Below are 7,082 nucleotides of genomic sequence, written 5' to 3' on the forward strand. Positions count from 1 at the left end.
CTGATCGGCGACCGTCTGTGGGATGAGTACAAAAGCTGGCCAATGTATTCCAAGTTTTTTGATAATATGGGTCCACTTCCTCACCACATTCACCACAATGATGAGCACGCTGCACTGATTGGTCAGAATGGTAAGCCGGAAGCCTACTATTTCCCGCCGCAGCTGAACAACCACGGCGGTGATTTTCCTTATACATTCTTCGGAATTACGCCGGGAACGACAAAGGAGCAGATCAAGGAATGTCTGATGAATTTCAACAAAGGAGATAATAAAATTACCAATTACTCGTCCGCTTTCCGGCTTGAACCGGGCACTGGCTGGGATGTTCCTCCTGGAATGTTGCACGCACCTGGCAGCTTGTGTACCTACGAACCACAAAAAGCTTCGGATGTATTTGCAATGTACCAATCTCTTGTAAATGAGGCGATTGTTCCTGAGGAATTGCTTTGGAATGGTACTCCCGAAGACCGCAAAGGAGATTATGACCAATTGATGGAAGTGATCGACTGGGAGCTTAATACAGATCCAAACATGCTGGAAACACGTTTCATGCGTCCAAAATCTGTGAGAAATGATGCAGAAATGGAAGCAGCAGGATATAGCGAAAAATGGGTTTGCTACCTGAATGAAGCATTTAGTGCAAAAGAACTAACTGTTTTACCTGGGCAAACTGTCACGATCAAAGATGCTGCTGCATACGGAATTATCGTGATGCAAGGTCATGGTAAATTCGGTGCGTGGGATATCGAAACCCCTGCATTGATCCGTTACGGACAACTGACATACGACGAATTTTTCGTAAGCGAGAAAGCAGCCACTGAAGGCGTTGTGATCAGCAACCCATCGAAAACCGATCCTATTGTGATTTTGAAACATTTTGGCCCTGGGAATCCGGATTTGGTGTTGTAATTAGCTTTTAGCTTTTGCTTTTTTAGCTTTTGCTGGTTATTGAATTAAGGAAGTTTGTAGTTTTTATTTTAACATTATTAATCAAAGCTGACAGCTAACAGCCAATCGCTAAAAGCTAACAGCCAATAACAACTAACCCATGCCTGAAAATAATTTCCCTAAACTCCACAATGCCACATGGCCTGGTATTGTTGGCAAAGGTTCTGATTCGGAGCCTGTGATTTCATTTGATACCATGCTTGAAAAAACCGCCGCTGCCGAAGTGGACGGGGTGAAATTCGATGGTGTCGATCTTGGCCTTTTTGATCCGCATATCGATCTGGATATGAGCGACGATGGAATTAAGAAATTGGTTGATAAAATAGGCGGACTGGGTCTGGAAATCGGAAGCCTTGTGGCGCCGATCTGGGGCGGTCCGGCAATGGGTAGCAAAGATGAGCGCGATACATTTGTTGAAATGGTGCGCAAATCCTGCGTTTTTGGACAAAAACTGAGAGAACACGGCATTCGCCCGAATGGCATTGTTCGCATCGACTCTGCCAGTAAGCCGGAAGCCTGGGCACTTGATCCCGTTGCCAATACGAAATTGATCGCAGAAACTTTCAGAAGGGCCTGCGATGTGGCTGCTGACTACGGCGAAAAACTCGCTGCCGAAGGTGAAATATGCTGGGGTGGTATGCACAGCTGGAGAACCATGATCGATACAATGGAGGCTGTTAGCCGGCCAAATATGGGTTTCCAGGCTGATATGTCGCATACATTCTTGTATCTGCTAGGTTATAACCGTCCTGAGGACCGTGTATTGCCTGTTGATTTTGAATGGAACGACCGCGCTGCTTTGGACGAAGCATTGAAAACAATGACGGCGGCACTACGTCCGTGGACGATTGATTTCCACGTTGCGCAAAATGACGGAACCGTTCATGGAACGGGTTCGCATGATAAAACAGGCCGTCACTGCCTGGCAACCGACCCGAATGGTAAGCTAGACATTACGCACGATGCCGGTTATTGGCTGAGAGACGAAAATGGTAGCATTACCAGGGCATTCAACCACATTTGCTGGGACGGATGTATGTTCCCGAACTCGGTGATGGAAAGCCAGCAAACCTGGAATGACATCCTGGCGGCTTTGATCAAAGTACGTAAGACGCACGGCTGGTATCAGGAGGTATAATCGTAAACATCTAACCGCAGGCTTCAGCCTGCGGATCTTCAAAAATCATGGCAAATAAAAAAGAAATCAGAGTTGCGCTGATCGGAACCGGGCTCATGGGACGGACGCACTCGAATGGCTATAACAGAATTGCAAACTTTTTCCCGGAACTGGAATATACGCCGGTGCTGAAAGTGGCTTGTTCCCGCAATGCAGAAAAAGCAAAGGCTTTTGCTGAGCAATGGGGCTACGAATCTTTCGAAACAGACTGGAAGAAGGTAATCGCACGGGATGATGTTGACGCGGTTGACATTTGTACTGCGAATGATACCCACGCCGAAATTGCAATAGCAGCGGCTGCGGCCGGGAAAATGATCCTTTGCGAAAAACCACTCGCACGGACATTAGCTGAGGCCAAAACCATGGTGGACGCAATTGATAAAGCAGGTGTTAAAAACACGGTTTGGTACAACTATCGCCGTGTTCCCGCTGTTACATTGGCCAAGCAAATCGTTGATTCAGGTAAACTGGGGAGGATTTTTCATTACCGTGCCAACTTTTTGCAAGACTGGACAATTAATCCGGATGTCCCGCAGGGTGGTACCGGAACATGGCGACTAGATGTAGACGCGGCCGGTTCTGGTGTTACCGGCGATTTGCTGGCGCATTGCATTGATACCGCCATGTGGATCAATGGTGGCATTAAAGATGTGTCCGCAGTGACAGAAACTTTCATCAAGGAGCGTGTGCATGCAGGCAGCGGAGAAGTTCAGAAAGTAGGTATCGACGATGCCTGTATTTTCCATTGCCATTTTGACAATGGTTCTTTGGGTCTTTTTGAGTCTACGCGTTACGCACGCGGTCACAAGGCACTTTATACATTTGAAATCAACGGTGAGCATGCATCCATCCGCTGGGACCTGCACGATTTGAACCGTCTGGAATATTTTGACCATAGCGACGAATCAATCGTTCGTGGATGGAGATCAATTTTGGTAACGGATGGCGACCAGCCTTATATGAAAAGATGGTGGATCCCTGGAACCAGCATTGGTTACGAGCACTCATTCATTCACCAGGCAGCCGACTTTTTCGAAAGCCTGCAAACCGGCGAACCCTGCTCTCCAACATTCAAAGATGCCTTCGAAACCCAGAAAGTATGCGAAGCAGTTCTGGACTCCGCAGCATCAAAAAGCTGGAAAGACACCGGCGTAACCTGGGAAGGATGATCCCCCAACCCAGGGCTTCAGCCCTGGGTGTCTGGCAGCTCGCCCGGGAGGGATGGCACCCTCCAACCCAGGGTTGAAACACTGGGCTATAGAGGCTTCTGACCTCGGGTTACCGTTGTATCCTCTGTCCCATCATCCAAAGGCTTCAGCCACATTCCGCAAACGATGAATGTGGCTGAAGCCTTTCTTGAAATCAACCCATATGTCCGATTACATTCTCTCCGTCAGCCAGTTGTGTAAATCATTTTCAGGTGTGAAAGCACTTGACAATGTGCAGTTCAACCTCAAAAGAGGCGAGGTACATGCATTGATGGGTGAAAATGGGGCGGGTAAGTCAACATTTATGAAGATCCTCATCGGTCTGCTTGCTCCCGATTCCGGCGAGGTTATTTTTGAGGGAAAAGATCTAAAAAACAGCAATGTTAGCGAAACCTTAAAGAAAGGTATTTCGATGATCCACCAGGAAATTCTGATCGTGCCGGAACTGACGGTCGCGCAGAACATTTTTCTGGGAAGGGAAAAAGAAGCTTCCGGCCAAATCGGATTGCTGGCCGGGTGGCTGAATGACACTGGTATCAATCACCAGGCCGAGCAGCTTTTGGAACAAATAGGTGTACAGATAGCGCCCGACACCAGAATGAAACACCTGAGTGTGGCGCAAATGCAAATGATTGAGATTGCCAAAGCGATTTCGAATAATGCCAAAGTAATTATCATGGACGAGCCTACTTCGGCCATATCAGATAAAGAGGTTTCTACACTTTTCAAAATCATCAGCGATCTTAAATCCGGGGGAGTGAGTATCATCTACATTTCCCACAAAATGGATGAAATTTTTCAAATCTCGGACACCATTACGGTTTTACGGGATGGTAAATACATTGGAACAAAAAAAGCAACGGAGCTGGATCAGCATTCCCTGATTGCGATGATGGTAGGAAGGGAAATTGGCCAGATGTTCCCGGATGCGATTCATCAGCCTGGAAAAGAAGTTTTGTCGGTGAAGAGCCTGGGTAGGAAAGGAAAATTTTCTGATATTAATTTCAATGTCCATGCCGGAGAAATTCTGGGACTGGCAGGCTTAATGGGTGCAGGCAGAACAGAAATTGCCCGTGCGATATTTGGCCTGGATGCGTTGGATGAGGGGGAGATTATAATCTCAGGAGAGACGGTGAAGGTACATTCTCCGGTGAAAGCCATTAAAAATGGCATTGGTTATGTGAGTGAAGACCGGAAAGCTTTGGGCTTTATTCCCGCGATGTCAGTGAAGGATAATATGACGCTGGCAAGCATTTCTAATCATCGGAAAGGAATTTTTATTGATCAAAAAAGTGAAAAATCCATAGCTGGCCAAATGATCTCCGACCTGAAAGTAAAATCGTCGGGAATGGATCAGAAAGTGATTTACCTCAGTGGTGGAAACCAGCAAAAAGTAGTGATAGGAAAAGTTCTTCTGGCTTCTCCCGATATTATTATCCTTGACGAACCAACACGCGGAGTAGACGTGGGCGCAAAGTTTGAAATTTATAAACTGATCAGAAACCTGGCGGAAAAAGGCATCGCTATCATCATGATTTCGTCGGAATTACCGGAAATTCTGGGCATGAGCGATCGGATATTAGTGTTGTCGAAAGGAAGGCAAACCGCTATGCTTTCGAAGCAGGAAGCAACCCAGGAGCTGATTATGAAATATGCAATAGCTTGACGATTTTTATCTAATCAACACAAAAAGGCCGAACGCTAAAAGCTGACAGCCGAAGTTTAACTGTGAATACAAATACTACCTCCCGCTTTACCAACCTCGGCCAGTACGGCATCTACCTGGCATTTGCGATCATTTGCCTGGTGCTTGCGCTGAGCACGCCACGATTTTTTACGGTGCCCAACCTGATGATCATCGGGACGCAGGTTTCGATCAATGCATTACTGGCTTTTGGGGTAACATTTGTAATCATTACCGGCGGAATTGATCTTTCGTTAGGTTCAATGGTGGCGGTGGCCGGGGTAGTAGCAGCACTTTTCGCACATCCCGATACTTATCCGTTAATCGTTCCATTACTGGCTGCTATCACTGCAGGGTTGCTTTTTGGGGCATTTAATGGCCTGGTGATTACCAAAAGTAAGGTGCCACCATTCATTGTAACATTGGGTACCATGACCATTGGCCGGGGATTGGCACTCATCCTGAGCAAAGGACGACCAATTTCTAACCTGTCCGACTCTTTCAATTTCATTGGCGGCGGAAATATTTTCGGTATTCCGTTTCCAATCATTATCCTGGTTATTGCTTTTATTGTTTGTTCCGTTATTCTGAACAAGACCATTTTGGGAAGGTATATGTATGCTGTCGGCGGTAATGAGCAGGCGGCCAGGGCTTCCGGAATTCGGGTTAGCAGTGTCAAAATGTGGGTATATACGCTTTGTGGGATACTTTCTGCTTTGGGAGGTATTTTGCTTACATCCAGGATCACAACAGGCCAACCTAATTCAGGGGCAGGTTTTGAACTGGACGCGATTGCGGCCGCCATCATTGGAGGGACGAGTACATCCGGCGGCACAGGTACCATGGCGGGTACGCTGATCGGTGCATTGTTAATTGGTGTAATTAGCAATAGTCTGGACCTCTTGAATGTGACATCTTATTACCAACAAGTAGTAATGGGTGTGATTATCATCGGCGCGGTAGTTTTGGATAGCGCCGGTAAAAAAGGAAGAGAATAAATCAGAAAGATCAATAAAATGTGACTGCCGGGAGCTGACAGCCGACGGCCAAAAAAGCCTCATTATGAAAATTAAGTACTACATACTATTAGCCGGATCGCTCGTATTTGGCTGCAATCAATCAAAAACCGGTGAGTCCGGTGACGGGGCTGAAAAGAAACTTGTGATCGGCGCTACGATGCTGAGTATGCAGAACGAATTTATTGTCAATGTCAATGACGAGATGGAGGCCAAGGCAAAGGAACTTGGCGTCGAGCTGATCACAGTGGATGCCGAACGGTCGGCATTGAAGCAGGTGGAACAGGTAGAAAGCTTTATAGCACAGGGAGTGGATGCGATCATTATGAATCCTTGTGAGGTAGAAGCGAGTTCACCGGCTGTCAAACTAGCGATGGATGCGAAAATTCCGATCATTAATGTCAATTCCGAAACGTCGGCCAAGCCCACAGCATTTGTCGGTTCCGACGATACTGAATCTGCGCGGATCGCGATGAAATACATTGTGGATAAATTGGGTGGAAAAGGAAATATCCTGATGATGCACGGTTTTATGGGACAGGCCGCTCAGATCAAAAGAGACAATGGCGCAAAAGAGATTTTGAAAGCCAATCCGGGGTTAAAGCTGCTGGCAGAACAGTCCGGTGAGTGGGATAGGGCAAAAGGAATGTCTCTTACTGAAAACTGGATCCAGTCTTTTGGGCCAAAGATCAATGCAATTTTTGCTCAGAATGACGAAATGGGAATGGGTGCGGTAAAAGCGCTGGAAGCTGCGGGATTAAAAGGCAAGGTCATCGTTGTAAGTGTTGACGCGATCCCCGACGCGCTCCAAGCTGTAAAAAAAGGAACATTGGACGCTACCGTTTTCCAAAACGCCAAAGAACAAGGCGGAAAAGCTATCGAAACTGCGGTTAAGGCTGCTAAGAAACAGGCTTTTGAAAAGGAGGTTTTGATTCCATTTCAGTTGGTGACGAAGGAAAATGCGGGGGAGTTTTTGAAGTAGAAAGATCTGTCAAAGTTAATATTCCAGACTTTAGACGACGAAGTTTTGGATTTGCAATTTGCAAATC

The 7,082-nt window shown here is 46.7% G+C and carries 6 protein-coding genes; all 6 read left to right on the forward strand.

Features of this window, described 5'->3' with window-relative positions; translation table 11 throughout:
- A partial coding sequence (locus ABIO93_RS19680; protein ID WP_348070761.1) for a hypothetical protein occupies positions 1-909 on the forward strand: 909 nt, incomplete at its 5' end.
- A 139-nt stretch (positions 910-1,048) separates the two neighbouring features.
- The gene (locus tag ABIO93_RS19685; protein WP_348070763.1) at positions 1,049-2,086 is read left to right on the forward strand and encodes a TIM barrel protein; all 1,038 of its coding nucleotides are present in this window, start codon (positions 1,049-1,051) and stop codon (positions 2,084-2,086) included.
- Positions 2,087-2,133: 47 nt separating this feature from the next.
- The gene (locus tag ABIO93_RS19690) at positions 2,134-3,294 is read left to right on the forward strand and encodes a Gfo/Idh/MocA family oxidoreductase (protein ID WP_348070765.1); all 1,161 of its coding nucleotides are present in this window, start codon (positions 2,134-2,136) and stop codon (positions 3,292-3,294) included.
- Positions 3,295-3,496: 202 nt separating this feature from the next.
- Positions 3,497-4,999, forward strand: coding sequence for a sugar ABC transporter ATP-binding protein (locus ABIO93_RS19695; RefSeq protein ID WP_348070767.1), 1,503 nt, complete (start codon positions 3,497-3,499; stop codon positions 4,997-4,999).
- 62 nt (positions 5,000-5,061) lie between these two features.
- Positions 5,062-6,015: an ABC transporter permease gene (locus tag ABIO93_RS19700; protein ID WP_348070769.1), complete on the forward strand. Its 954-nt coding sequence runs from the start codon at positions 5,062-5,064 to the stop codon at positions 6,013-6,015.
- Between the two features lie 64 nt (positions 6,016-6,079).
- On the forward strand, positions 6,080-7,015 hold the full coding sequence (locus ABIO93_RS19705; protein WP_348070771.1) for a sugar ABC transporter substrate-binding protein: 936 nt from the start codon (positions 6,080-6,082) through the stop codon (positions 7,013-7,015).
- Positions 7,016-7,082 lie beyond the last annotated feature (67 nt).

Origin of the sequence: Dyadobacter sp. (assembly GCF_039919315.1) — a bacterium.
Classification (GTDB): domain Bacteria; phylum Bacteroidota; class Bacteroidia; order Cytophagales; family Spirosomataceae; genus Dyadobacter.

Coding starts and splice junctions, on each gene's coding strand:
- ABIO93_RS19685 (WP_348070763.1), top strand. CDS start 1,049: ATGCCTGAAAATAATTTCCCTAAACTCCACAATGCCACATGGCCTGGT.
- ABIO93_RS19690 (WP_348070765.1), top strand. CDS start 2,134: ATGGCAAATAAAAAAGAAATCAGAGTTGCGCTGATCGGAACCGGGCTC.
- ABIO93_RS19705 (WP_348070771.1), top strand. CDS start 6,080: ATGAAAATTAAGTACTACATACTATTAGCCGGATCGCTCGTATTTGGC.
- ABIO93_RS19695 (WP_348070767.1), top strand. CDS start 3,497: ATGTCCGATTACATTCTCTCCGTCAGCCAGTTGTGTAAATCATTTTCA.